Origin of the sequence: Clostridium sp. (assembly GCF_051656525.1) — a bacterium.
In the GTDB taxonomy this organism is placed as follows: Bacteria; Bacillota; Clostridia; order Clostridiales; family Clostridiaceae; genus Clostridium.
In genome coordinates this window covers 1-26,332 of record NZ_JBOGCC010000179.1, presented here as the reverse complement: position 1 = coordinate 26,332, position 26,332 = coordinate 1, and the positions used below count along the sequence as shown (strand labels likewise).

Below are 26,332 nucleotides of genomic sequence, written 5' to 3'. Positions count from 1 at the left end.
AGCGTTCGTCCTGAGCCAGGATCAAACTCTCAATAAAAAGTTTAATCTTAAATTGCTCATAAAACTTACTAATAAAAGAATTGCTGGTTTAAGTTTGTTTATATATTAATCTGTTCAATTTTCAAAGACCATTTTGTTTCAATCGCTTCAAGCGACTTCTTTATCTTATCACCTTAGCTTTATCTTGTCAACATATTTTTTTAAAAACTTTTTCATTCTTTCGAAATTGTTTTTCTAAATTGTTGTTTGCCTCAGCGACGAGATTTATCTTACCATGAATATGATGTTTATTATTTAATATTGAAATTTATTTTTCGAAATTATTATTTATTTTCTTTTATTTTCTTCTTTTCTCTAAGCTTTTCTTATAATGATACACCTGGTAAAGATTATTATTATTTTTATTGTTCTTTCTAAAAAAAGTAGCTATTTTTATTAGAAATAGCTACTTTCATATTTATATTTTTCTTATTTCTCTGAAATTTATTATCTCAATTCTATTATTTTCTATCCAATTTCTCACTTCTTCCGAAGTTATTATCTCTAATTCTTTTTCTCTGCCTTTATTATAAGAACTAATTTCCACTAATTCTTCATCTACTATTGCAGGATGACACATCACTTCTACAATATCCTCTTCCAATATATTTTCTTCATCATTAAGAAAATATTCCTTTTCACATCCTGCCCCTATGAAAGTTTGAGCAAGTTTTATGAACTCATATTTTTTATCTATATGTTTTTGCTCTCTCATTGGAATATCATATTCATTTGCAAGCTTTAATGCTACTTCTAAATATTTAGGTACTAAGTGTATATGATGATGACTATCTAAATGTGTTGGTTTTTTCCCTACCATTTTTATAAATTTCTTAATTTGAGCTTTCCACTCATTATATAAATCTTCTACTTCAAACTCTACTGTATAGTCATATAACAAATCTTTATTATAGAAATTATTATTTTCATCTACTAAAGATGTCTTTTTTTCTATAATAGGTCTTCCAGCTGTAACAGTTAAATGAACTCCAACTCCTAGCCCTGGATTTTGATTTGCTAATTCAATTGCATGATTTGCATATTTCATATTAACCATTAATGTTGTTGATTTAATTATTCCTTCTTTGAAACCTTTTATTATTCCTAAATTAACTCCCTCTGTTAATCCAAAGTCATCTGCATTAAATATTATTTTCATATTTATCCCCCCATAATTTTATAATAAAGGCCACAAGATAGTTCTTGTGGCCTATTAATCTTTATTATTCTTCTGATTCTGCTCTTTCAGTTAATCTATCAAGTGAAGTATCTTGAATTTCATTAGAAACCTCATTATCTTCTAATTCTATTTGTTCATCAGTTTCCTCTTCATTACCACCACTGATTTTTGTTATTGCAACTACTTGTTCTTCATTAAGTGTTCTCATTAACTTAACTCCCATGGTAGCTCTTCCTGTTACTGATACATCTGATACATTTATTCTTATAGCAACACCATTTGAATTAATCATCATTAATTCATCATCTTCTTTACATACAGTTGCTCCTACAAGTTTTCCTGTTTTCTCATTTATCTTATAAGTTATAAGGCCTTTTCCACCTCTATTTTGAACTTTGTATTCTGAAATTGCAGTTCTCTTACCATATCCATTTTCACTTACTACTAATAACTCTTCTTCATCTGTAGCTATATCCATACATACAGCAACATCATCACCTTTTAATGTAATTGCTTTTACTCCTGATGCCGATCTTCCCATCGATCTTACATCCTTCTCATTGAATTTAACTGCCATACCATTTTGAGTTACTACTATAATATTAGCATCCCCTCTAGTCATCTTAACTTTTAGAAGTTCATCCCCTTCTCTTAAGTTAATTGCAATTAATCCATTCTTTCTTAAATTTTTAAACTCTTCTAATCTAGTTTTCTTAACAATACCATTTTTAGTTCCCATAAATAAGTATCCATCTTCATAAACATCATTTACGGTTAAAACAGTTTGAATTTGCTCATCAGACTCTATCGAAATTAAGTTTACAATATTTGTTCCTTTTGCAGTTCTTCCTGCATCTGGAATTTGATATCCTCTCAACTTGTATACTCTTCCTCTATTAGTAAAGAATAGTATATCTGAATGTGTCGACGTAACCATAACATGTTCAACAAAATCATCTTCTTTTGTTGACATTGCTTGAATTCCTTTCCCACCTCTTTTTTGTGCTGAGTAGGCATCCGCTGAAATTCTTTTAATGTAACCCGAACTAGTTAAAGTTATAACTATTTCTTGTTCTTGTATAAGATCTTCAATATCAATTTCATCTGCATTTGCTTCAATTGCTGTTCTTCTCTCATCATTATATCTTTCTTTAATCTCTATTAATTCATCTTTTATTACTGAAAGTAACTTTTCTTCATCTTTAAGTATTGATTCTAAGTATGCAATTTCTTTCATAAGTTCATCATACTCTGCTTCAATTTTATCTCTTTCAAGACCAGTAAGCCTTCTTAATCTCATATCTAAGATTGCTTGACTTTGCTTATCTGAAAGACCAAATTTCTCTATTAAAGTATTTTTAGCAATATCTGATGTTTTAGAATTTCTTATTATAGATATAACTTCATCTATATTATCTAATGCTATTCTTAATCCCTCTAAAATATGTGCTCTAGCTTCTGCTTTTTCTAATTCAAAAACAGTTCTTCTAGTTACAACTTCTTTTTGGAATGTAATATAGTGATTTAACACTTGTTTTAAATTTAATACTTGTGGCTCATTATTAACTAACGCTAACATAGTAACTCCAAAAGTATCTTGCATTTTTGTATGCTTATATAAAAGATTTAAAACAACATTTGGATTCGCATCTCTTTTTAATTCAATTACAATTCTCATACCTTCTCTATCTGATTCATCTCTAAGATCTGAAATTCCTGAGATTTTCTTATCTTTAACTAAATCAGCTATGCCTTCAATAAGCTTTGCCTTATTTACTTGGTATGGTAACTCCGTAACTATAATCTTATGTCTATTATTTTCTTCTTCAATTTCAGCTAATGCCCTAACTCTTATTTTTCCTCTTCCAGTTTCATATGCTGATCTTATTCCTGATTGCCCCATTATAATACCTGCTGTTGGGAAATCTGGTCCTTTTATTACAGTCATTAAATCAAGTATTTCTAACTCTGGATTATCTATAAGCATTATAGTTCCATCAATAATTTCACCTAAATTATGTGGTGGAATATTTGTAGCCATACCAACAGCTATTCCTGATGAACCATTTACTAATAAATTAGGAAATCTAGATGGAAGTACTGAAGGCTCTTTTTCCTCACCGTCAAAGTTTGGTATAAAGTCAACAGTATTTTTTCCAATATCTCTAATCATTTGTGCTGCAATTTTATTCATTTTAGCTTCTGTATATCTCATTGCAGCTGCATTATCTCCATCTACAGAACCAAAATTTCCATGTCCATCAACTAACATATATCGCATTGAAAAATCTTGTGCCATTCTTACTAATGCATCATAAACTGATGTATCACCATGTGGATGGTACTTACCTAGTACTTCTCCTACTATTCTTGCACATTTTCTATAACCCTTCTCTGGTGCTAACCCTAGTTCATGCATTGAAAATAGAATTCTTCTATGAACTGGTTTAAGGCCATCTCTAACATCTGGAAGTGCACGCCCTACAATTACGCTCATTGCATAATCTATATAGCACTTCTTCATTTCGTTTTTTATATCTACGGGTATTACTTTTCCCTCATTAAAACTCATGTACTTCACCTCATAATTTGATACTAAATATCTAAGTTGCTTACTTTACTAGCATTTTCTTGAATAAACTCTCTTCTTGGTTCAACTTTTTCTCCCATAAGAATAGTGAATATTTCATCTGCTGCCATTGCATCTTCAATATTTGCCTTTAAAAGAACTCTTTGCTCTGGATCCATTGTTGTATCCCATAGCTGAGTAGCATTCATCTCTCCTAATCCTTTATATCTTTGGATATTAATTGAGTTATCTTTTCCACCCATTTCTTCTAAAACACCCTCTAACTCTTCATCAGAGTAAGCATATCTATCCTTTTTACTTTTACTTACTTTATATAATGGTGGTTGAGCTATATAAATATGTCCTCCATCAACTAGTTCTCTCATGTATCTATAGAAGAATGTTAATAATAAAGTTCTTATATGAGCTCCATCAACATCGGCATCTGTCATAATTATTATTCTATTGTATCTAATTTTGGATATATCAAAATCTTTTCCTATTCCAGCTCCAAAAGCTGTAACCATTGATCGTATAGTATCTGAGTTTAGTATTTTATCCAATCTCTGCTTTTCAACATTCATAATCTTACCTCTTAGTGGTAAAATAGCTTGGAACTTTCTATCTCTTCCTTGCTTCGCTGAACCTCCCGCAGAGTCTCCCTCTACTATATAAATTTCACACTCTGCTGGATCTTTCGATGAACAATCTGCAAGCTTTCCTGGTAATGCTGATCTTTCTAAAACAGATTTTCTTGTTAATTCTCTTGCTTTTCTAGCTGCATCCCTTGCTCTAGCTGCCATTAAAGCTTTATCTATTATAATCTTTCCTATATTAGGATTTTCTTCTAGGAAAATTCCAACCCCTTCTCCAACTATTGAATCAACAACACCTCTAACTTCACTATTTCCAAGTTTAGTTTTTGTCTGTCCTTCAAACTGCGGATCAGTTATTTTTACTGATACAACTGCTGTTAACCCTTCTCTTATATCATCTCCTGAAAGATTTTTATCATTTTCTTTTAAATGTCCAAACTTTTTAGCATAATCATTAAATACTCTAGTTAAAGCAGTTTTAAAACCAATAAGATGAGTTCCTCCTTCAATAGTATCTATGTTATTTGCAAATGAAAATAAGTTCTCGTTATATCCATCATGATACTGAAGAGCAACTTCAACCATTATTCCTTCTTTATCACCTTCAACGTATATTGGTTCTTCATGAAGAGGTTGTTTATTTCTATTTAGATATTCAACAAATGATTTTATCCCACCTTCATAGAAATATACTTCTACTTTACCATTTCTTTTATCAATTAAACTTATATTTATTCCTTTATTTAAGAACGCAAGTTCTCTCAATCTTTGTGATAATATTTCAAAGTCATATACTAACTCCTCAAATATTTCAGCATCTGGCTTAAAATATACTGTTGTTCCTGTAACTTCTGTTGTTCCAACTTGTTCTAAATCAGATACTACATTTCCACGCTCATAGGATTGTTTCCACATAACTCCTTCTCTCATTACAGTTACACTACATTTTTCTGATAAAGCGTTTACTACTGAAGCTCCAACTCCATGAAGTCCTCCAGATACTTTGTATCCGCCGCCACCAAATTTTCCTCCTGCATGAAGTATAGTCATAATAACTTCAACAGTTGGCTTATGCATTTTAGGATGCATTCCTACTGGCATACCTCTTCCATCATCTTCAACTAATATCGAGTTATCTTCATTTATGGTAACTTTTATATTTTTACAGTATCCCGCTAAAGCTTCATCTATACTATTATCAACAATTTCATAAACCAAGTGATGCAGTCCCCTAGAACTTGTGCTACCTATGTACATACCTGGTCTTTTTCTAACGGCTTCTAAACCTTCAAGAACCTGTATTTGACTTTCGTCATAACTTTGCTTATTTTCTTCTAACATAGATTCCTCCTATATTTTTATAATTTTATTCACCCATTGAAATTATAGATTGTAATCTAATCCCGTTCTTTTTGATAAAGTTGATGATGATATTGGTGATAAATATATCTTACTCATCTTATCAACCTCTGCAATTACAAAGGATTTTGGGTTATCATTTGTAATTCTTTCAACAAATCCATCTTCTTCAGCCATTCTTAAAAATTGAATTGTATCCGAACTATATTTTGTTGCTTGTAAATCAAATATTCCTATAACATCTTTTATTGGAACTACTACATTTTCTCCTAAATGTAAAAACATAAAGACCCTCCTTACTAATTTAAAATTATTCCATCTTTAACTTTAAATAACTTTGAATCATTATCTAAATATTCATCTAAATCTTCAATTCCTGTACAAGTTATTATTGTTTGAATTCCTCCAATAGAACTCAGTACATATCTTTTTCTATTAAAATCTAATTCTGATAATACATCATCTAATAAAAGAACTGGATATTCTCCTGTAAGCTCTTTTATTATTTTCAAAGATGCAAATTTCATAGTTAGTACAGCTGTCCTTTGTTGTCCTTGCGAACCATAACTTTTTGTATCAACATTATTTATAAATACAGAAAAATCATCTCTATGAGGTCCATAACAAGTTATACCTTTTTCTTGATCTCTTTTTCTGTTTTTCTCTAAAAGTGCGTAAAACTCGCTTTGTATATTCTCATAATTTTTTATAGATGATACATATTTAAATTTGATTGTTTCTTTTCCTGACGTTATATCTTTATGTATATCTAAAGAATATCTATTTAGTTCCTCTAAATACTTAATTCTTCTCTCAATAATATAAGCTCCAAAGGTTGAAAGCTGAATATCATAAACTTCAAGCATATCTAAATCTGCTTTTCTATTTTTTAATATAGCATTTCTTTCATTCATCACTTTATTATATTGAACTAAACTATAATAGTACTTAGAATCAAGTTGACATAACTCCATATCTATAAATTTTCTTCTCACCCCTGGAGAATCTTTTATAATCTTTAAATCTTCTGGTGAAAACATTACAACATTGAAAGTTCCAAATAATTCACCAATCTTATTTATTTTTACAGAGTTAACCTTTACAACTTTTTTTCCGTCTTTTAAAATATTTATCTCTATTTTTTTATCTAATCTTTTTCTCCCTATAGAGACACTTATAAATGCAACTTCACTATTCCAATTAATAAGTTCTCTATCTTTTGAAGTTCTGTGTGACTTTGCAAATGCACAATAGTAAATAGCTTCAAGAATATTTGTTTTTCCTTGAGCATTATCTCCCATAAATACATTTACATTTTCGCCTAAATTTATTTCTAAATTATCGTAATTTCTATAATTTATTAATTTTAGCTTTTTTACATACATTTATAAACACCCATATTTAATTATAACATAATAGATGATTAAAAGCTTTACCGTCACTATATAACTTTAAACGCTTCATCCTCAAATTCTACAATGTCACCTACTCTTATTTTTTTTCCTCTTTGAGTGCAAACTTCACCATTTACTTTAACTAATTCTTCTAAAATAAAAATTTTAGCTTCTGCTCCTGAAGAGGCTACCGCTGCCCACTTTAAAAAAGCATCTAATTTTATAAAATCAGTATTTATTTTAATTTCTTGCATATTTATTCATAGCATTCTATTACATCAATACATTTTTAATTATGTATATTTATGCAATATTTATGCATCCTCCTTTTATCTTACTACTCGTACTGGTAATACTAAGTATCTATAATTATCAGCCATTTTTCCTTTTATTATACAAGGTGTTACACTTGAAGTCATTTCTAATATAATTTCTTCATCATCTAAAACCTTTAATACATCTAATAAATATCTTGAATTAAATGCAATTTGTATCTTCTCACCTTGCAGATTAACCGAAACTTCTTCTCTTACTTTTCCCAATTGAGAATTAGAACTTAATATAATTGTATCTTCTTCCATATCTAATTTAATTAAATTGTTATTTCCATCTTTGGCCATTAAAGAAGCTCTTTCAATTCCATTTTGTAATTCTTGTTTTTTAACTTCAATAGTTATTTTGTGATCTTGAGGTAATAATGATTTATAATTTACAAACTTTCCTTCAAGTAATCTTGAAATAATTTTTGTTTTATTTAAGTTAAATAAAATATGATTATTTGTAAAAGTAATTTTTACTTCTGAATCAACATCTTCTAATATTTTTGAAACTTCGTTTAAAGTTTTTCCTGGAATTACAACTTCCTCTTCAATATCAACATCTAAATATTCTTGTCTTAAGGCTAATCTATAGCCATCTAATGCAATTAAATTTAAACTTTTATTTTTAATTTCAAATAAAACACCTTGAAGTATTGGTCTTGTTTCATCTTGAGCTATAGCAAAAGTTGTAGCTTTTATCATATTTTTTAATATGTTTTGAGGTACATCAATTTTTTTGCTCTCATTTATTTGTGGTAGCTCTGGAAAATCTTCAGCATTCATGTAACCTAAGTTAAATACTGACTTTTCACAAGTTATTTGAATTGTTTCATTTTCTAATGTTTCAAATTTTATTTCTGAATTTGGGAGTTTTCTTATTATTTCACCAAATATCTTAGCATCTATAACAATACTTCCTGAAGTTAGAATATCTGCATCTACTTTTGTTTCAATACTAACATCAATGTCTGATCCGATTAAAGTAATTGTAGAACCTAATGCATTAATATAAATTCCTTCTAGTATAGGCATTGTTGTTTTTCCAGTAATAGCTTTTTGTACAATTGAAATACCTTCTAATAATTTTTGTTTTTCACATATAAAAATCATGTAATAATCCTCCTTTTTTTATACACAGATAATTTTGCTTTTTTATTGTAGGTATATATAATTTTTTAGTAATAATAGTAGTAGGGCCTGTGGATTTGTTGAAAAGTACTCTTAGCCCTTGAAAATACTAAAAAGAGTATAAAAAAATATTGTGGATAAGTAAGTAACTATTTGTATGACTTATCCACAGTTATAAACAGGCTATTTTTAAAAATATATTATCCACAGGTAATTAAGATTATATTATCTACAGTTGTTGATAAATAGAAATTAAATTAAAAAACTAATTAGATTAATCTAACCTTGAGTTATTTTTTTATTTAATTCTTCTATTGTATGTTGTAGACTTTCATCTTTAGTTAAGTTATCTGAAATCTTCTCATAAGCGTGTATAACTGTAGTATGATCTCTTCCACCAAACTCTTCGCCAATTTTAGGGAGAGACATATCTGTAAGTTTTCTACTTAAATACATTGCTATTTGTCTAGGGTGAGAAACGTTTCTTGTTCTTCTTTGAGATTTTAAATCTTCTATCCTTAAGTTAAAGTAACTAGCAACAATATCTTGAATTATTTCAATAGTTACGTGTTTACCTTGTTTTTTAGAAATAATATCTTTTAAAGCTTCAGTAGCTAAATCAACTGTAATAGCTCTATTAGTTAAAGAAGAGTAAGCAATTATTCTAGTAAGAGCACCTTCAAGTTCTCTTATATTAGATTTTATTTTAGTGGCTATATATACCATTACTTCGTTTGCAACTATTAAATTATCAACATCAGCTTTTTTCTTTAAAATTGCCATTCTTGTTTCAAAATCAGGAACTTGAATATCTGCAATTAATCCCCATTCAAATCTAGAACGTAATCGATCTTCTAATGTGGGAATTTCTTTTGGTGGTCTATCTGATGATAAAATAATTTGTTTATTTGCTTCGTGTAAGGCATTGAAAGTATGGAAAAATTCTTCTTGTGTTCTTTCTTTACCAGCGATAAATTGAATATCATCAATAAGAAGAACATCGATATTTCTATATTTATTTCTAAATTCTTCGTTTTTATCGTCTCTAATAGCGTTGATTAATTCATTAGTAAATTTTTCAGATGAAACGTAAACAACTTTTGCTTTAGAATTATTTTGTAGAATATAATGACCAATTGCGTGCATTAAGTGAGTTTTTCCAAGTCCAACTCCTCCGTAAATAAAAAGAGGATTATATGCTTTAGCAGGAGCTTCAGCAACAGCCAATGATGCAGCGTGAGCAAATCTATTACTATTACCTATGACAAAAGAGTCAAAAGTATATTTTGGATTAAGATTGTTCATTTCATCATTTGGATTTAAATTTTCTTCTGATTTTTCTCTTTTTTTCTTAGAACTAGTATTTTCTTTTTCTTCAATAGTTCCTATTTCAGACGCAACTAAAAATTCGATATTATAAAGCTTAGAACAACAAGCTTTAATAGAATTTATGATTAAATCCTTATATCTTTTTTCTAAGATGTCTTGAGTGAATGTATTAGGAACGCTAATTTTAATAGTATTGTTGTTTATAGAAAGAGGTTCACAACTTTTTATCCATGTATTAAAACTTACTTCACTCATCTCACCTTTGATAATATTTAATGTTTTTTCCCATAATTGATTTAAATCAGAATCCATTTTTGATCCTCCAATCGGATTTTTTAAAATTTTTTTATAAATTTTTTTTTGATTTTATTCTATTTTTAAAACTTTTCACTTGTTATAAACAGAGTTATCAACAATAGTGATATTAAGTAAAATTATGTAATTTAGATTATCCACATGTTAATAATTATGTTGATATAATTTCTAAAACAGAGTTATCCACAGCTTAAGCTAAAAAAAATATAAACAGGGATATACAAGAGTTTGTTAAAGAAAAAATCAATGAAAACATATAGATTTTTATAAATATCAAGAGAAAAGCAACAAGTTATCAACAACTTTATCAACAGCTGTGGATAACTTTTATATTACAACAAATTATCAACAATATATTTATTATAATAACATAAGTAAACAAAGGGTTTCAATAAGTTATCCACAAAAAGTAGAATGAATAAAAGATTTTATCAACAATTATCCTTATTCTTGACAGATTAGAAACTGATATATATAATGATAAGGTAAAAAGAAAAGTATAGTTATTTTTCTGTATAAAAAATTCGAAGGGGGTGTAATGCGAATGTTCATGACATACCAACCTAAAAAAAGACAAAGAAAAAAAGAGCATGGTTTCAGAAAAAGAATGAAAACTAAATCTGGAAGAAACGTTCTTAAAGCAAGAAGACAAAAAGGTAGAAAAAAATTAACAGCATAAGGGCCGCAATTTAGTGGCCTTTTTTCTACAATTTGTAGGAAAAAGGAGTATTGAATTACAGATGATATATAAATTAAGAAAAAATAATGAATTCAGACTCGTATATAGAAGAGGATCATCTTTAGCTAATAATTTATTAGTATTATATAGATTTAAAAATAGAAAGAATAAAGACAAAGAAAATTCACCTTATAATAAGGTAGGAATTTCAGTAAGTAAAAAAGTCGGAAATAGTGTTGTACGAAGTAAAACTAAGCGACTTATTTCTGAAAGTTATAGATTAAATGAAATAGAATTAAAAAAGGGTTATGATTTTATATTTGTTGCAAGAACTAATATAAAAGATAAGAATTTTCATGATGTAGAAAAGGCTATGCTGCACTTATTTAAGAAAGCAGGACTATTAAATGAAGAAAATTGTAATAACTTTAATTAAGTTTTATAGAATCAGGATATCTCCAATGTATTCTCCTTGTTGTAAATATAGACCTACTTGTTCAGAGTATGCACTTGAAGCAGTAGAGAAATATGGTGCAATAAAAGGTAGTCTTATGGCTATTTGGAGAATTTTACGTTGTAATCCTTTTAGTAAAGGTGGATATGATCCTGTAAAATAGAATATGGGAGGAAAATTTTATTATGATGAAAATAATTCAGCCAATAATAAATGTATTTGTATCTGTTTTTGACGCTATTCATCATTTTATAGTGTCAGTGGGAATTACAAATCCAGGGCTAAGTTATGTTTTAGCAGTTATTTTACTAACTGTTATTATCAAAACATTGGTTTTACCATTTAGTATTAAATCAGTAAAATCAACGAGAAGAATGCAAGAATTTCAACCTATGATAAAGAAGGTTCAAGAAAAATATAAAGGGGACCCTCAAAAAGCAAATGCGGAAGTAATGAAAATTTATAAAGAAAATAACATTAGTATGACTGGTGGTTGTTTACCAATGTTAATTCCACTTCCAATCTTAATGGCATTATACTGGACATTTACAGATCCAAGCGTAGCTGCACAAACTCAAGGGCTTAGCTTCTTATGGATTCCAAATCTAAGTTCACATGATCCATTATATATTTTACCTATATTATCAGCGGTATTTACTTTTATTCCATCATACTTGATGACTAAGTCAAATCCAGCTGGTGATGCAACGGGAATGAATATGATGCCAATGAACATTGGTATGTCTATAATGATGGGATTCATTTCACTTAAGTTTCCAGCATTATTAGTAATATATTGGGTAACTAGTGGAGTATATCAATTAGTTCAAACATATTTCTTAAATGTTAGACCACTTCATAAGCAAAAAGCTAAACAAGAGGCTGAAGAAAAAGTTGGTGAATCAAACAAAGATAAATTTGGTCTTTTAGAAAGTATTGAAGAATCTAATAATAGTAAAAAGAAAAAGAAAAAGAAATAGTGTAAATATATAACCAAGTGAGAGTAGGTGTCTAGGGCAAATGAAATTTATTGAAACAACAGGTAAAACAGTAGATGAAGCTTTAGAGAAGGCATTAAATGAACTTAATGTATCTAAGGATAAAGTTAAAGTAGATATTTTAGATGAAGGTTCAAAAGGTTTTTTGAATATTATAGGAACTAAACCTGCTAAGATAAAAGTAACAGTTAAATATGATTATATAAACGAAGCAAGATTATTTACTGAGAATTTATTGAGTTCAATGAAAGTAACTGGAACAGTAAGTATTAAAGAGAAAAAAGACTCTTTATATATAGATATTTCAGGACCTAAAATGGGAACTATTATAGGATATAGAGGAGAAACTTTAGATTCTATACAATATCTTATATCATTAGTGGTAAACAAGAATCATGAAATGAGCTACAAAAAAGTTATATTAGATACAGAAAATTATAGAGCTAAAAGAGAACAAACTTTAAAAGCAGTTGCATTAAAAACAGCACATAAGGTTAGAAGATCTAAAAAGCCGTTTAAGCTTGAGCCTATGAATCCTTATGAAAGAAGAATAATTCATGCAGCACTTCAAAATGAAGAGGGAATTTCAACTTATAGTGAGGGAGAAGACCCGTATAGAAAAGTAGTAGTTGTATTAAATTAGATAAGATTTGGAAAGCCTTTAGGGCTTTCTTTTTTTTGTTAAGTTATAAAGATTTAAGAGAAAGAAATATATAGGAAAAAGGTGATATGAATTATAGATATTTATAGTTTTGACTTATCAAGTATATTTCTGTAAAATTGATAGTAGTTTATGAGGTTTGGATGTTTATTATTTATAAGAAAAATACATAATTAAGATATAGTAATATATATAATTAGCACTTTAAGGAGGACAGCTAATGAAAGAATTTGATACTATTTGCGGAATAGCAACTGCCCAAGGCGAGGGTGGAATAGCAATAATAAGGGTTTCTGGTGGAAAGGCATTAGATATTGTAGGTTCAATATTTAGAGCTAAGAATGATTTTGATATTAAAAATATGAAGACATACACTATGAAATATGGAAACATTGTAGATAAAAATGAAGAAATAATAGATGAAGTTATTATAAGCTTTATGAAGGGACCAAGAAGTTTTACGGCTGAAGATGTTATTGAAATAAATTGTCATGGTGGAGTAATTTCTACTAATAAGGTATTAGAAGAAACTATTAGAGCAGGTGCAAGACTTGCAGAACCAGGAGAATTTACTAAGAGAGCATTCTTAAATGGAAGGATAGATTTAAGTCAAGCAGAAGCTGTTATTGATATTATAAGAGCTAAAACTGATTTAGCTATGAAGTCAGCTGTAATGCAAAGTTCGGGAAAACTTTCCCAGGAAATAAATAAGTTAAGACAATATCTTTTAAATGTTTTAGCTTTAATTGAGTATGCTGTTGATTTTACAGAGGATGATGAAGAGCCAGATGAAACTATACCACCAAGAGTATTAGAAGGTGTGGATATGGCCATAACTGAAATGAATAGACTTTTAAAAGGTGCAAATGAAGGAAAAATAATAAGAGATGGATTAAAGATGACTATAATAGGTAAGCCTAATGTAGGAAAATCATCACTTATGAATGCACTTTTACAAGAGCAAAGAGCTATTGTAACTGATATTCCTGGTACAACAAGAGATGTAATAGAAGAGTTTATAAACTTAGATGGAATACCTGTTAAAATAACTGATACAGCAGGAATAAGAGAGACTGATGATATAGTTGAAAAGATTGGTGTTGAAAGATCTAAAGAAAAGCTTGAAGAGGCTGATTTAGTAGTTCTAATGATAGATACGTCAAGACCTATTGATGAAGAGGATAAAGAAATTATAGAATCTGTAAAAGATAAGAATACTATTGTTCTTCTTAATAAAGTAGATTTAGAAGAAAAAATAGATAGGGAAGCTTTAAAAGACTTTGAAAACTTTATTCAAATTTCAGCTAAAACTGGCTTTGGAATAGAGGATTTGAAGACGAAGATAAAAGATATGTTCTTTAGTGGTGAAGTTGATAATGAAAGTTTAATTATATCTAATAATAGACATAAGCAAGCGTTAATAAGAGCACTAGAGAACTGTGAAATGGCAAAAGATAGATTAGAGAAAAATGAATTCTTAGATTTAATATCTATTTATGTAACTTCAGGAATGAGATCATTAGGAGAAATTACTGGGGATGAGCTTGAAGAAGATTTAGTAAATAAGATATTTAGTGAATTCTGTTGTGGAAAATAGGAGGAAAAGACCATGAGATATAATGGTGGAGATTATGATGTTGTAGTTATTGGTGGAGGTCATGCAGGATGTGAAGCTGCACTTGCTTCTGCTAGAATGGGACTAAAAACATTAATATGTACAATAAATTTAGAATCAATAGGAATGATGCCTTGTAATCCTAATATTGGAGGAACTGCAAAAGGGCATTTAGTTAGAGAAATAGATGCATTAGGTGGAGAAATGGCTATAAATATAGATCACACATTTATCCAATCAAGAATGTTAAATACATCAAAAGGACCTGCTGTCCACTCTCTAAGAGCACAAGCTGATAAACTTGAATATCAAAAAAGAATGAAAAGAGTCTTAGAAACACAAGAAAATTTATATGTAAGACAGGTTGAAATCATAGATTTAGTTGTTGAAGAGGGTGTAATTAAAGGAGCTATATCAAAAAATGGAGCTATATTCAACTGTAAGGCTGTGGTGCTTTGTACAGGAACATATTTAAAGGCTAAGATAATTATAGGTGATGTAAGCTATTCAGGAGGACCTAATGGACTTTCAGAAGCTAAAGATTTGTCACAAACGTTATTAGATTTAGGAATAGAGCTTAGAAGATTTAAAACAGGAACACCTGCAAGAATTAATAAGAGATCCGTTGATTTCTCTAAAATGATAGAGCAAAAAGGTGATGATAGAATTATTCCGTTTTCATTTATGCATGATAATGTTGATAGAGAGCAGATATCATGTTATTTAACATATACAAATGAAAAAACACATAGAATAATAGATGAAAATATAGGAAGATCTCCTATGTATAACGGAACGATTAAAGGTGTAGGACCAAGATACTGTCCATCAATAGAAGATAAGGTTATGAGATTTCCGGATAAAGGTAGACATCAAATATTTGTTGAGCCAGAAGGGGATGATACTCAAGAATTATATATTGGTGGATTATCATCATCATTGCCAGAAGATATTCAAATTAAAGTTATTAGAACTTTAGATGGGCTTGAAAATGCAGAAATGATGAGAGCTGCTTATGCAATAGAATATGATTCAATAAATCCACTTCAGTTAAAGCCTACATTAGAATTTAAACATATAGAGGGTCTTTATGGAGCAGGACAGTTAAATGGAAGTTCAGGATATGAAGAAGCAGCGGCACAAGGAATTGTAGCTGGTATAAATGCAGCGTTAAAGATAAAAGGCGAAGAGCCATTAATTTTAACACGTTCAGACGCATATATCGGAGTTTTAATAGATGATTTAGTTACTAAAGGAACTAATGAACCATATAGAATGATGACTTCAAGAGCGGAGTACAGACTTCTTTTAAGACAAGATAATGCTGATTTTAGATTAACTGAAATTGGTCATAATGTTGGATTAGTAAATGAAGAAAGATATGATAGATATTTAAAAAGAAAAGAAAATATAGAAATAGAGTTAGATAGATTAAAGAATCTTCAAGTAACTAATAAAACTGAAAACAATGAGTTTTTAGAAAGCTTAGATTCAGCAGCACTTAAGAAGCCAACAAGATTATATGAGCTTATTAAAAGGTCAGAATTAGATTATTTTGCATTAGCTAAGTTAGATGAAGAACGACCAGATTATGATTATAGTGTTGGAGAACAAATCAATATTATTGCTAAATATGAAGGTTATATACAAAGCCAATTAGAACAAGTAGCACAATTTAAAAAGTTTGAGAAGAAGATTTTACCTAAAGATATAGATTACTATGATGTAAAAGGATTAAGAACTGAGGCTATGCAAAAGCTATCTGATATTAAGCCAGTTAGTATAGGGCAAGCATCAAGAATATCTGGAGTGTCACCAGCTGATATATCAGTGTTATTAATATACTTAGAAGTTGGATACAATAAAAGGGAAGAAAATAACTAATATTTAAGGAGTTTAAGATGGAATTTTATAATATAATGAAAACTGCAGCAGACGAAGTTTCAATGGATTTTAATGAAGATAGATATGAGAAATTTATAAAATATATGAGACTTGTACAAGAGTGGAATCAAAAGATTAATTTAACTGCAATAACAGAAGATGATGAGTTTATAAAGAAGCATTTTATTGATTGTATAAAAGCATTTAAAAGTTTGGAACTTAAAAATGCTAAAACACTTATAGATGTAGGAACAGGAGCTGGTTTTCCTGGATTACCAATAGCTATAATGAATGATGAAGTAGAAGTAACTTTATTAGATTCACTAAATAAAAGAGTTAATTTTTTAAACTTAGTAGTAAAAGAATTAGGATTAAAAAATGTAGTAACAATACACTCAAGAGCAGAAGATGGAGCAAGAAAAAAAGAATTAAGAGAGAAATTTGATGTAGCTACATCTAGAGCAGTTGCTAATATGGCAGTATTATCAGAGTTCTGTCTTCCTTATGTGAGAGTTGGAGGTTTTTTTGTAGCATTAAAAGGACCTGCAATTGATGAAGAGCTTGCAGGAAGTAAGAATGCAATAGGGACTTTAGGTGGAAAGCTTATACGAGTAGATGAAACTGTAGTTGAGGGTACAGATTTAAACCATAATATTGTTATTGTTGAAAAGGTAAAAGAGTGTCCTAAAACATATCCTAGAAAAGCAGGAAATGTAACTAAAAAACCTATTAAATAATTAGAGGTAAATAATGGAAAGTGTTGAATTAATATAGGTATAGAAAAATAATGGAATTTTATAAGGGTGGTTCTATAAATGAGTAATGAAGTAATAAGGATTAGTGTGGATGATATAATTCCAAATACATATCAGCCAAGAAAGTATTTTAAAGAAGAAGCATTAAAAGAGTTAGCAGAATCAATAAAAACACATGGTATAATTCAACCAATAACTGTAAGAAAAAGAGGGAAGATGTTTGAGTTAGTTGCAGGAGAAAGAAGATGGAGAGCTGCAAAACTTGCAAAATTAGCTGATGTTACATGTATAGTTATAGATATAATAGACATTGAATCAGCTGAAATAGCATTATTAGAAAACTTACAGAGGGAAGATTTAAATTTTATAGAAGAGGCAGAAGCGTACTATAATTTAATAACTGACCATAGATTCACACAAGAAGAATTAGCAAAAAGAATGGGAAAAAAACAATCCACAATTGCTAATAAATTAAGAATTCTTAAACTTGGGGATGAAATTAGAAAACTATGTGTGGATAACAGTTTAACTGAAAGACATGCAAGAGCTTTATTATCTGTGGATAACTTAAAATTACAAAAGAAAATTTTAGAGAAGGTTATAAAAAATAAATTAAATGTAAGACAAACAGAAGAACTTATAAATAAAGAACTCTTAAAATTAGTAGGAAAAGAACTTAGTGGAAAAAAGAAGAATAATATAAAATCGGCATTTCCAGCAAAATTATATGTAAATAGTATAAAGCAAGTTTTTGATAAATTTAATATACCTGCTAAATACGATATGGATGAAAAGGAAGAATATATAGAAATAAAAGTTAAAATTCCAAAGATGAAAAAGTAATTCATATAAAAAAGACATCTATCTTTAGTTAGATTAGATGTCTTATTTTTTAGAAAAAATATAAGTTATAAAGAACTTTAAAAAATGTTCAAAATATTCTATTATAAATTTATTAAGAAATTAGGGTTTTAGCCATTTTACGCTTTTATTATGTTGAGAAAATCTATATAATATTAAGTGTGAGAGGGGGTGTAGGCTCTAAATAAAAAGGAGCTAGTTATGAAGACAGTTTGTATATTCAATCAAAAAGGTGGAGTTGGAAAAACTACTACCAATATAAATTTATGTTCTTACCTTGCAATGCTTGGGCATAAAGTTTTAACAATAGATATAGATCCACAAGGAAATACTACAAGTGGACTTGGAATAGATAAGAGAAATTTAGAAGCATCAATGTATGATGTTATAACTTCTGATACTTCATTAAATGATGTAATTATACATAGCGATTTAATAAGTAATCTATATATAGCCCCATCTACAATGGAACTTGCAGGTGCAGAAGTTGAGGTTATAGGTAGAGAAAATAGAGAGAAAATTTTAATACAAAAAATAGATGAGATTAAAGAGGAATTTGATTTTATTTTTATAGATTGTCCTCCTTCTTTAGGCGTGTTAACTATAAATGCATTATCAGCAAGTAACTCAGTTTTAATTCCAATTCAGTGTGAATTCTATGCATTAGAAGGTGTAGGTCAACTTATAAATACAGTTAATTTAGTAACAAAATCGTTAAATAAAGAACTTGATATTGAAGGTGTTGTTATGACAATGTATGATTATAGAACAAGACTAAGCAATGAAGTGTACAAGGAAGTAAAAGGATTCTTTAAAGATAAAGTCTATGAAACAACTATTCCAAGAAATATAAGATTAGCAGAATCACCAAGCTTTGGGTTGCCAATAATGCTTTACGATGAAAAGTGTAAAGGAGCAGATGCATATTCAAAGTTAACCAATGAATTTTTAAAGAGGCAATAATGAGGGGTGAGAAAGAGAGTGAGTAAAAAATTTGGATTAGGAAAAGGGCTTGGAGCACTTATTCCTGAAGAAGCAAGTAAGAGAGATATACAAGAAAATAAGAAAGATTCAATGATGATTTCATTGAATAAAATAAAAGCATGTTCAGAACAACCAAGAAAATTTTTTGATAATGAGAATATAGCAGAACTTGCAGAATCAATAAGAAATCATGGAATAATACAACCTATATTATTAAGAAAAAATGGGAAAGATTATATTATAGTTGCTGGAGAGAGAAGATTTAGAGCAGCTAAAATGGCAGGACTTAAAGAAGTTCCAGCAATAGTAAGAGAGTTAACAGAAAAAGAAGTTTTAGAGATATCTTTGATTGAGAATATTCAAAGAGAAGATTTAAATCCAATTGAAGAGGCAATTGCTTATAAAAAGTTAATTAAAGAGTTTAATTTAACACAACAAGAATTGAGCAGTAGAATTGGTAAATCGAGAGTTGCTATTACTAATACAATGAGACTTTTAAAGCTAGATGAGAGAGTACAACAATATTTAATTGAAAGTGTTATTAGTGAAGCTCATGGAAGAGTCTTATTAGTATTAAGTGATGGAAATTTACAATGTAACTTTGCACAACTTGTAATAGATAATAATTTATCAGTAAAAGAACTTGAAAGAAGAATAAAATCCTATGAGCAAGAGAAAGATAAACCACAGAAGGTAAAAAAAGAATTAAATATCTATTATAAAGAAGCACAAACTAAGTTACAAGATTACTTTGGAACGAAAGTAAAAATAGACGATAAGGATAAAAAGGGAAAAATAGAGATAGAATACTACTCAGAAGAAGATTTAAATAGAATTTTAGAATTAATAAACATGTAATGTTTCGTGAGAAACATTTTTAGGAAGGACGGAAAAACGTGAATAATTTTATCAGTAGCATGCAAAGCTTATTACCATATATAGTAATAGGAATAGCAATATTAGTAGTAATATTAATAATCCTAATCATCGTATTATGGAGGGGATTAAATCGTGTAGAAAAAAGATACAAAAAGCTTATGAAAGGTGTAGATAATAAAAATCTAGAACAACTTATTATAAGTGAATTAAGTAAGATTGATAGTGCAAAAGAAGTTGCAGATCAAGCGTTAAAAACTGTAGTTGATACTAGAAAAGAATTATTAGAGTGTGTTCAAAAAGTTGCAATTATGAGATATAAGGCTTTTGATGATGTAGGAAGTGATTTAAGTTACTCAATAGCATTACTTGATGGTCATAATGATGGTGTTATATTAACAGGACTTTATGGAAGATATGATAGTACTTGTTATGCAAAGCCGGTAGATAAAGGTATTTCAAGATATGAATTATCTGAAGAAGAAAAATGTGTTTTAGATGAAGCAATTAAAAAGACATTATAAATTAAAATAACTTTTAATTAAAAAAATCCAGTTTGAAATTTTTTCAAACTGGATTATTTTTTTGAAATAAATAAATTATCCTTAATATAGTAGCGCCAAAGAAAATCTTTTGCTTCTTCTGCATAATCAATACCAATTCTAGTAGTTTCTACTATTTCAAAATTAGTATTATTATAATCGGGTTCTGTAAAGTATAAAATATTACTGTTTAATGTATCTATTAAATTATGTTCTTTTGTAATATTATATGCCATAGTAAATTTAGCAGGTCCATTAGTTAGTATTTTAATTTGAGACTTAGATAATTCGTTGAAATTTTTTTTGAATCTAATATTACTAATAATATCAAAATTATTTAAAGGTTCAACTGAACGAATTAGGACACCTTCGGGAATATTAACTTCTTTAGTAATTATATTAAAACAATAATATAAACCATAAATAAAATAAATATATGTAAATCCAGGAGGAGCATATAATGGTTCTATTTTAGTAGTACGCTTATTACCATAGGCATGACAAGCTTTGTCTATTTTACCTATATAAGCTTCAGTTTCTGTTATTCTGCATTTAAAAGTAATATTGTTATTAGTTATAATAAGAATTTTACCAAGAAGTTCTCTAGCTACAATACGAGCATCACGAGCAAAAAAATCTTTAGTTAATTTAGTCATTTCTGTATACCTCCATTGTTTCTCAAGAAACAATTTAAAATAAAAAGTATAATGTTTCTTGAGAAACATTATACTACAAAGAATTATTGGTTAGGGAATTTTATTATATTTTTAGAATGATTATTTAAAAGTTCATTAGCATAAATAATACTTTTTGATATAGTTTTAGCTAAAAGCATAACTGTATATAATCTAGTATTTTGTAGCATTAAATATTCAAAATTTCCACTTAAATTAACAATACCAGTTACACTTAAATCACCAACTGAAGGTAAGTCTTTATTAAGAGCTAATCCAGGAGAAAGTGGTGATTCTTTTAAATTTATCTTACCTACATTAGAAAGATTACTAAGTGCTGCATCGATTGCAATTATATAAGGATTTTTAAAGTGTAAATTAATTTTTCTTAGTGAATAAGTTAAATTTTTAGCATGAATTGGATTTTCTAATGTTCCCAAAATATAAAAATTATTTACATTTTCTAGTAAAAGATTATCACCAACTAAAGGACCAAGCGAATCTCCGGTACATCTATCAGTACCAATACAAAGAATTATAATATCTCTATTATGATGAATTAGTTTTGTATGATTAAACAATTCTTCACCTAAGTTTATATATGATGAGGAATCAGTTCCATCTATTTGTAATAATGATTTTTCCAATAAAAACACCTCCTATTTGAAATTATTTCCAAATAGGAGGTTTTTAAACATAGTTTAGTAAAAATCTTTTATTGCATTTTTTAATATAGATAAGGCATAATCGATATCTTTAAAAGTATTAAAATATGAAATACTTAATCTAACTGTTCCTAATGGAAATGTACCAATTGTTTCATGTGTTTTAGGTGCACAGTGAAGACCAGCTCTATTACTTATTCCACTTGAGTCTAAATAATAAGATAACTCAGAAGGATCTAAATCTCTTAAATTAAAAGAAAGGGAAGTTGTACAGTTTTTAAAAGATAAATCTCCATATACTGTATATCCTAATTCTAATAAGCCAGTTCCAAGTTTCTTATAAAGAGCAGAATTATGTTTCTTTATATTATCTATTCCAGTTTCATTTATAAAGGAAATTCCGTTATATAAACCTACTATTCCAGGAATATTTAATGTTCCACTTTCAAACTTATCAGGTAAAAAGTCAGGTTGATGAATATGATGAGAAAGACTTCCTGTACCACCTTCAATAAATGGAGAACAAATACTATTAAGTTCATCTGAGATAATGAATCCACCAATACCTTGAGGACCAAAAAGACTTTTATGACCAGTAAAGGCAAGTGCACTTAAGTTTAGTTCTTTAAAGTCTATAGGTACAGTTCCAGCAGATTGAGCAGAATCTATTATAAAGAAGATATTATTTTTTTTGCAAAGTTCACCAATCTCTTTAACAGGTTGAATACATCCCGTTACATTGGAAGCATGAGTTAAAACTATTAGCTTTGTATTTTGCTTTATTCTATGTTCAAAGTCCTTAACATTTATAAATGATGAAGAATTAGCATCTATAAATTCCAAATCTACATCTAAATTTTCAGAGCAAGATATTAAAGGGCGAATTACTGAATTATGTTCTACTGATGATGTAAGAACATGGTCTCCAGGTTTTAAAATTCCTTTTATTAATATATTTAAAGAAGTAGTTATATTATTTGTAAATATAACATTTTGTGGATTATCAAAATTAAAAAAATCAGCAATTGCTTTTCTTGTTTTAAAAACAATCTTATTACTTTCTAAACTATTTGAGCTAGTAGATCTATTTGCATTACCACCAACATTAGTTAGATAGTTGAATATACTTTCAGAAACTATTGCTGGTTTAGGAAATGTTGTACTAGCGTTATCTAAATAAACTTTCATAATTAAACCTCGTGTAATTAAATTTTTTATATTAATTATAAATCAAAATAAAATTTAAAGCATTAAAATGTATGTATATAGAGAAAAGTTAGATATAATATAGATATAAAACATCAGGAAGGGAGGGAAAAGGGCAATGAAGTATTATATAATAGTTTTTAAAAATACATATGATGCAATGATGGCAGAAAGTAATTTAGAAGACAAGGGCTATTCTTTTAGAATAATGCCAACACCAACAAGCATCACTCAAAGTTGTGGAATTTGTATAAGATTTGACGAAGAAGAAGAACTAAAAGCAGCAAGAGAAGAGGGCATAGAATATAAGGGAATATATTTAAAAGAAGGAAATGAATATACGCAAATATAAAAGCTAAAAAGAAAAATTCTTTTTAGCTTTTATATTATTATAGTTCTTTTAGCTTATTTAAAACAACATCAATATCGAATCTTTTTTTATAATCACTGTTAACAAAAGATAAAACGATTTTACCCGTTGTATCTATAATATAAGTTCCAGGCATACTCCTTATAGTAAATTTAAGGCATCAGCTAAAGTTTTAATTGTAAATTTAGGTTTATATGCTGATTCTTCTAAAGTTTTATCAAACCTATTTACCCAAAATGTATTAAATCCAAACTTAGTTGCGCCCATAATGTCCCATCCATTAGATGAGAAAAAAGCGATTTCATTAGGGGCAAGATTGAATTTTTGAGTTACCATTTCATAAACTTTTTTGTTAGGTTTAAAAATTTTGATATCCTCTACTGATAAAATATCATCTAGTAAATTATTGATATTAGATGATCGAACTGCTTTATTTATCATAGAATAAGAACCATTAGTTAAGATAGCTAATGATATACCTTTAGCTTTAAGTTTTTTTAATGTAGGAATTACATCTGTATAGGCTGATAATTTCATATAGGAATTTATAAGTCTATCTTTTAATGATTCATTATTTATATTAAAAGTATTACAAGCATAATTAAGGCTATCCTTTGTTACGTTAATGAAATCTGTGTAGTCATCCATTATTTCTCTTAGGAAACTATATTCAAGTTGCTTTGCTCTCCAAAGGTTTGAAAAATCGTTATATATATCACCAATTTCATCCTTATATTTTTCGCAAGCAGAATGAATATCAAATAAAGTTCCATAAGCATCAAAAACACAAAGTTTTATATTTTTTAAGTTTTCCATAAATATCATATCCTTTCTATTGATAAATTAGAGTTTAATTTATAAAATTAGTATAACAATATTATTATTCCATGGAGATGGAAATATATTTAAGTGAGGTGGAATATATGATAACACCGGATATTAGTAATATAGCAAGTATATTCTCAGATAAATCAAGAGCTATAATGTTAGTGGAACTGCTAGGAGGAGCTAGAACAACAGGTGAACTTGCAAAGGTAGCAGGAATAAAGCCACAAACAGCAACGTATCATTTGAATAAAATGGTAGGGCTTAATATTATAAAAAATAATAAATATGGGAAAAACTCTTACTATAAAATAGAAAGTGAAGATATTGCAAAAATTTTAGAGTTACTAATGCAACTATCAAAAGAGCCTAAAATAACATCACTTAAAGAAAGTGTTAGGTCAAAGCAAATTAGATTTGCAAGATTATGTTATGACCATATAGCAGGGAAGTTAGGGGTAGAAATTTTTAATAAATTAATTAAAAATGAGTATGTAGAAGTATTAGGAACAAGTGTATTTCTTACAGATGAAGGAAAAGACAGATTTAAAGAAATTGGGTTTGAGGTAGGTGAGGAAAAGTATATTGGAGAACTGTGTAGAGATTGGAGTGAAAAAAGTAATCATATAGCAGGAGAAATAGGTGTTATGATATATTCAAATTTACTTAATCTTGGTTTAATAGAAAAAGATAAGGAATCAAGAAAGTTATTTTTAACAAATGAGGGAAAAGAGTTTTTAAAAGAAAAACTAGGGGTCGAGATTTAATTAAAGAGAGTTTACGGGGGAGAATGTATGGCAGTTAGAGTTGAACAGGATGGACTTCAGATAGGAAAGATATCAATTAGTCCAGAGTTTATAGACAGGGTAATAGGAGTAGGATTAAAGATTATTTTGGTAATATTCTTAATGTTTATAACTATAAAAGTGGGAAATAAAATTATAAAGAAGTTTATTGAAAATCAAGGCAAGGAAAAGGGACTTAAATTTGCAATGAGTCCTCAAAAGGCCATAACTATCGGAGAGGTACTTAAAAGTGTTTTAAGGTATTCAGTATACTTTGCAGGAGCTGCTATAATGCTTGAAGAGCTTTTTGGTGGTATATCATTAACTTTTGCTGGAATGGGAGGACTTGCGATTGGATTTGGAGCTCAAAGTTTAGTTCAAGATTTAATTAATGGTTTTTTTATTCTTTTTGAAGACCAATATGGTGTTGGTGATTATGTAACTATAGGAAAGTTTGATGGCATAATTGAATCTATAGGAATAAGAACAACTATACTTAAAGCTTTTACAGGTGACTTGCATCTTATTCCAAATGGTAGTATAAAAGAAGTTACAAATCACTCAAGAAATAATATAAGGTTTATAGTTGATGTGGATATTGCATATGAAGAGGATATAGATAATGCTATAGAGGTTATAGGAAAAACCTGTAAAGTATTTGATGAAGAGAATGAAGAAGTTACACAGCCAATTGAAATTTGGGGAGTAAATGATTTAGGAAATTCAGGTGTTACTATAAGAGTAGTAGGATTTAGTATACCAATGCATCAATGGGCAATGGAGAGGAAGCTTAGAAAAGAAATAAAGCAGGCTATGGATAGAGAAGGTATAGAGATACCATATAGTAAAACTGAACTTATAATAAATAAAAATTTAGATATAGAAAATAAAGAGTTAGAAGGAGTTTTAAAATGATAGAAAGTTTTGATTTAGGTGATATAGTTGAAATGAAAAAACAACATCCATGCGGAGAAAAGAATTTTAAGGTTATAAGAACCGGTGCAGATGTAAAAATAAAGTGTATAAAATGTGAAAGAATAATAATGCTTCCAAGAAATAAGTTTGTAAAAGGTGCAAAAAAAATTATAGAAAAAGCAGAAATTTAATAAAACTATTGAAAAATATAATAGGTAATGATAAAATAGATAATTGTAATCCCTGCTGTGCAAAGCACAGCCGTTAGTCCGAGGGGAGGAGGTGAAAATGATGAGAAAGTACGAAACTATATTTATACTACACCCATCACTAGACGAGGAGGCTGTTAAAGCT

Annotated in this window: 28 protein-coding genes and 1 pseudogene; 17 read left to right on the top strand and 12 right to left on the bottom strand. The window is 28.6% G+C overall.

Annotated elements, in window-relative coordinates; all coding sequences use genetic code 11:
* Nucleotides 1-457: 457 nt before the first annotated feature.
* The 8 genes from chbG to dnaA form a co-directional block, all read right to left on the bottom strand.
* Entirely contained in the window at nucleotides 458-1,198 is a 741-nt protein-coding gene (chbG, locus tag ACRDDY_RS09140; protein WP_438564644.1) for a chitin disaccharide deacetylase, read from the bottom strand.
* Between the two features lie 64 nt (nucleotides 1,199-1,262).
* Nucleotides 1,263-3,791 (bottom strand): DNA gyrase subunit A, encoded by a 2,529-nt coding sequence (gyrA, locus tag ACRDDY_RS09135; RefSeq protein ID WP_438564643.1) that lies wholly within the window; start codon nucleotides 3,789-3,791, stop codon nucleotides 1,263-1,265.
* Nucleotides 3,792-3,814: 23 nt separating this feature from the next.
* A complete protein-coding gene (gyrB, locus tag ACRDDY_RS09130) occupies nucleotides 3,815-5,725 on the bottom strand; it encodes a DNA topoisomerase (ATP-hydrolyzing) subunit B (protein ID WP_438564642.1) in 1,911 nt (636 codons plus the stop codon).
* Between the two features lie 42 nt (nucleotides 5,726-5,767).
* Nucleotides 5,768-6,028 (bottom strand): extracellular matrix regulator RemB, encoded by a 261-nt coding sequence (gene remB, locus ACRDDY_RS09125; RefSeq protein ID WP_438564641.1) that lies wholly within the window; start codon nucleotides 6,026-6,028, stop codon nucleotides 5,768-5,770.
* A gap of 14 nt (nucleotides 6,029-6,042) precedes the next feature.
* Complete coding sequence (gene recF, locus ACRDDY_RS09120) at nucleotides 6,043-7,128, bottom strand: DNA replication/repair protein RecF (RefSeq protein WP_438564640.1); 1,086 nt, start codon at nucleotides 7,126-7,128, stop codon at nucleotides 6,043-6,045.
* Between the two features lie 56 nt (nucleotides 7,129-7,184).
* The gene (gene yaaA, locus ACRDDY_RS09115) at nucleotides 7,185-7,391 is read right to left on the bottom strand and encodes a S4 domain-containing protein YaaA (RefSeq protein ID WP_438564639.1); all 207 of its coding nucleotides are present in this window, start codon (nucleotides 7,389-7,391) and stop codon (nucleotides 7,185-7,187) included.
* A 75-nt stretch (nucleotides 7,392-7,466) separates the two neighbouring features.
* Nucleotides 7,467-8,567, bottom strand: coding sequence for a DNA polymerase III subunit beta (gene dnaN, locus ACRDDY_RS09110; RefSeq protein ID WP_438564638.1), 1,101 nt, complete (start codon nucleotides 8,565-8,567; stop codon nucleotides 7,467-7,469).
* A 297-nt stretch (nucleotides 8,568-8,864) separates the two neighbouring features.
* Complete coding sequence (gene dnaA / locus ACRDDY_RS09105; protein ID WP_438564637.1) at nucleotides 8,865-10,226, bottom strand: chromosomal replication initiator protein DnaA; 1,362 nt, start codon at nucleotides 10,224-10,226, stop codon at nucleotides 8,865-8,867.
* A gap of 547 nt (nucleotides 10,227-10,773) precedes the next feature.
* Between dnaA and rpmH the strand changes: the two genes are divergently transcribed.
* The 12 genes from rpmH (at nucleotide 10,774) to ACRDDY_RS09045 (ending at nucleotide 20,520) form a co-directional block, all read left to right on the top strand.
* Nucleotides 10,774-10,908, top strand: a complete 135-nt coding sequence (rpmH, locus tag ACRDDY_RS09100; protein ID WP_438564646.1) for a 50S ribosomal protein L34 — start codon at nucleotides 10,774-10,776, stop codon at nucleotides 10,906-10,908.
* 61 nt (nucleotides 10,909-10,969) lie between these two features.
* A complete protein-coding gene (gene rnpA, locus ACRDDY_RS09095; RefSeq protein ID WP_438564636.1) occupies nucleotides 10,970-11,344 on the top strand; it encodes a ribonuclease P protein component in 375 nt (124 codons plus the stop codon).
* Nucleotides 11,316-11,525 (top strand): membrane protein insertion efficiency factor YidD, encoded by a 210-nt coding sequence (gene yidD / locus ACRDDY_RS09090; protein WP_438564635.1) that lies wholly within the window; start codon nucleotides 11,316-11,318, stop codon nucleotides 11,523-11,525. The genes rnpA and yidD overlap by 29 nt, the downstream gene beginning before the upstream one ends.
* Nucleotides 11,526-11,556: 31 nt before the next feature.
* Nucleotides 11,557-12,342, top strand: coding sequence for a membrane protein insertase YidC (gene yidC, locus ACRDDY_RS09085; protein ID WP_438564645.1), 786 nt, complete (start codon nucleotides 11,557-11,559; stop codon nucleotides 12,340-12,342).
* Nucleotides 12,343-12,382: 40 nt separating this feature from the next.
* On the top strand, nucleotides 12,383-13,003 hold the full coding sequence (gene jag / locus ACRDDY_RS09080) for an RNA-binding cell elongation regulator Jag/EloR (protein ID WP_438564634.1): 621 nt from the start codon (nucleotides 12,383-12,385) through the stop codon (nucleotides 13,001-13,003).
* A gap of 238 nt (nucleotides 13,004-13,241) precedes the next feature.
* Nucleotides 13,242-14,618 (top strand): tRNA uridine-5-carboxymethylaminomethyl(34) synthesis GTPase MnmE, encoded by a 1,377-nt coding sequence (gene mnmE, locus ACRDDY_RS09075; protein ID WP_438564633.1) that lies wholly within the window; start codon nucleotides 13,242-13,244, stop codon nucleotides 14,616-14,618.
* Nucleotides 14,619-14,630: 12 nt separating this feature from the next.
* On the top strand, nucleotides 14,631-16,520 hold the full coding sequence (gene mnmG / locus ACRDDY_RS09070) for a tRNA uridine-5-carboxymethylaminomethyl(34) synthesis enzyme MnmG (RefSeq protein ID WP_438564632.1): 1,890 nt from the start codon (nucleotides 14,631-14,633) through the stop codon (nucleotides 16,518-16,520).
* A 17-nt stretch (nucleotides 16,521-16,537) separates the two neighbouring features.
* Entirely contained in the window at nucleotides 16,538-17,257 is a 720-nt protein-coding gene (gene rsmG, locus ACRDDY_RS09065) for a 16S rRNA (guanine(527)-N(7))-methyltransferase RsmG (protein ID WP_438564631.1), read from the top strand.
* 78 nt (nucleotides 17,258-17,335) lie between these two features.
* Nucleotides 17,336-18,118, top strand: coding sequence for a nucleoid occlusion protein (gene noc / locus ACRDDY_RS09060; RefSeq protein WP_438564630.1), 783 nt, complete (start codon nucleotides 17,336-17,338; stop codon nucleotides 18,116-18,118).
* A gap of 219 nt (nucleotides 18,119-18,337) precedes the next feature.
* A complete protein-coding gene (locus ACRDDY_RS09055) occupies nucleotides 18,338-19,099 on the top strand; it encodes a ParA family protein (RefSeq protein WP_438564629.1) in 762 nt (253 codons plus the stop codon).
* 18 nt (nucleotides 19,100-19,117) lie between these two features.
* Nucleotides 19,118-19,978 carry a ParB/RepB/Spo0J family partition protein gene (locus ACRDDY_RS09050; protein ID WP_438564628.1) on the top strand — a complete coding sequence of 287 codons (861 nt, stop codon included), beginning with the start codon at nucleotides 19,118-19,120 and terminating at the stop codon, nucleotides 19,976-19,978.
* Nucleotides 19,979-20,016: 38 nt separating this feature from the next.
* The gene (locus tag ACRDDY_RS09045; RefSeq protein ID WP_438564627.1) at nucleotides 20,017-20,520 is read left to right on the top strand and encodes a DUF4446 family protein; all 504 of its coding nucleotides are present in this window, start codon (nucleotides 20,017-20,019) and stop codon (nucleotides 20,518-20,520) included.
* 53 nt (nucleotides 20,521-20,573) lie between these two features.
* Here the strand turns inward: ACRDDY_RS09045 and ACRDDY_RS09040 are convergent, their stop codons facing one another.
* The 3 genes from ACRDDY_RS09040 to ACRDDY_RS09030 form a co-directional block, all read right to left on the bottom strand.
* Complete coding sequence (locus ACRDDY_RS09040) at nucleotides 20,574-21,194, bottom strand: DNA-3-methyladenine glycosylase (RefSeq protein WP_438564626.1); 621 nt, start codon at nucleotides 21,192-21,194, stop codon at nucleotides 20,574-20,576.
* 83 nt (nucleotides 21,195-21,277) lie between these two features.
* Nucleotides 21,278-21,859 (bottom strand): spore protease YyaC, encoded by a 582-nt coding sequence (yyaC, locus tag ACRDDY_RS09035; protein WP_438564625.1) that lies wholly within the window; start codon nucleotides 21,857-21,859, stop codon nucleotides 21,278-21,280.
* Nucleotides 21,860-21,913: 54 nt separating this feature from the next.
* On the bottom strand, nucleotides 21,914-23,065 hold the full coding sequence (locus tag ACRDDY_RS09030) for an aminotransferase class V-fold PLP-dependent enzyme (RefSeq protein WP_438564624.1): 1,152 nt from the start codon (nucleotides 23,063-23,065) through the stop codon (nucleotides 21,914-21,916).
* A 136-nt stretch (nucleotides 23,066-23,201) separates the two neighbouring features.
* On the opposite strand from ACRDDY_RS09030, the gene ACRDDY_RS09025 reads away from it, so the two are divergent.
* Nucleotides 23,202-23,435, top strand: a complete 234-nt coding sequence (locus tag ACRDDY_RS09025) for a DUF3343 domain-containing protein (protein ID WP_438564623.1) — start codon at nucleotides 23,202-23,204, stop codon at nucleotides 23,433-23,435.
* Between the two features lie 159 nt (nucleotides 23,436-23,594).
* On the opposite strand, the gene ACRDDY_RS09020 is transcribed toward ACRDDY_RS09025, so the two are convergent.
* Nucleotides 23,595-24,269 carry a haloacid dehalogenase type II gene (locus ACRDDY_RS09020; RefSeq protein WP_438564622.1) on the bottom strand — a complete coding sequence of 225 codons (675 nt, stop codon included), beginning with the start codon at nucleotides 24,267-24,269 and terminating at the stop codon, nucleotides 23,595-23,597.
* Between the two features lie 107 nt (nucleotides 24,270-24,376).
* Between ACRDDY_RS09020 and ACRDDY_RS09015 the strand changes: the two genes are divergently transcribed.
* The 4 genes and pseudogenes from ACRDDY_RS09015 to ACRDDY_RS09000 form a co-directional block, all read left to right on the top strand.
* Entirely contained in the window at nucleotides 24,377-25,045 is a 669-nt protein-coding gene (locus ACRDDY_RS09015) for an ArsR/SmtB family transcription factor (RefSeq protein ID WP_438564621.1), read from the top strand.
* 27 nt (nucleotides 25,046-25,072) lie between these two features.
* Nucleotides 25,073-25,978: a mechanosensitive ion channel family protein gene (locus ACRDDY_RS09010; RefSeq protein ID WP_438564620.1), complete on the top strand. Its 906-nt coding sequence runs from the start codon at nucleotides 25,073-25,075 to the stop codon at nucleotides 25,976-25,978.
* Nucleotides 25,975-26,169 (top strand): DUF951 domain-containing protein, encoded by a 195-nt coding sequence (locus ACRDDY_RS09005; RefSeq protein ID WP_438564619.1) that lies wholly within the window; start codon nucleotides 25,975-25,977, stop codon nucleotides 26,167-26,169. Before ACRDDY_RS09010 ends, ACRDDY_RS09005 begins: the two co-directional genes overlap by 4 nt.
* 97 nt (nucleotides 26,170-26,266) lie before the next feature.
* Nucleotides 26,267-26,332: pseudogene (locus tag ACRDDY_RS09000) on the top strand (30S ribosomal protein S6); the annotation flags it as partial.